This is a genomic window from Rhodococcus sp. IEGM 1307, assembly GCF_030056915.1.
Taxonomy (GTDB): Bacteria; Actinomycetota; Actinomycetes; order Mycobacteriales; family Mycobacteriaceae; genus Rhodococcus_F; species Rhodococcus_F opacus_D.
In genome coordinates this window covers 1-221 of sequence record NZ_JASHKW010000126.1, presented here as the reverse complement: position 1 = coordinate 221, position 221 = coordinate 1, and the positions used below count along the sequence as shown (strand labels likewise).

1 protein-coding gene is annotated in these 221 nt (G+C 83.7%); it reads left to right on the top strand.

The window, feature by feature from the left end:
• Positions 1-221: hypothetical protein (locus QM841_RS43755; RefSeq protein ID WP_283336812.1), on the top strand; the 221-nt coding region annotated here is incomplete at both ends.

Sequence of the window (221 nt, the reverse complement as noted above, 5' to 3'; positions counted from 1 at the left end):
GGCCGCAAGTCCCCGACCCCCCCGCTCTCCGCGCGGGCCGGCATCACCCGCCACATCGCGAAGGTGGCCCCCCCCAACACCCCCGACACCGACCCCCCCGCCCACCCCCGCCCCCGGGACCTGCGGGCCCGCGCGCCGAGCGGCTGCGCCCGCCGCGCGTCCGTCCTCGAGGCGGCCTCGCGCGCCTACTCCGCCCCGCCGGTCCGCGCCCCGGCGGTGGC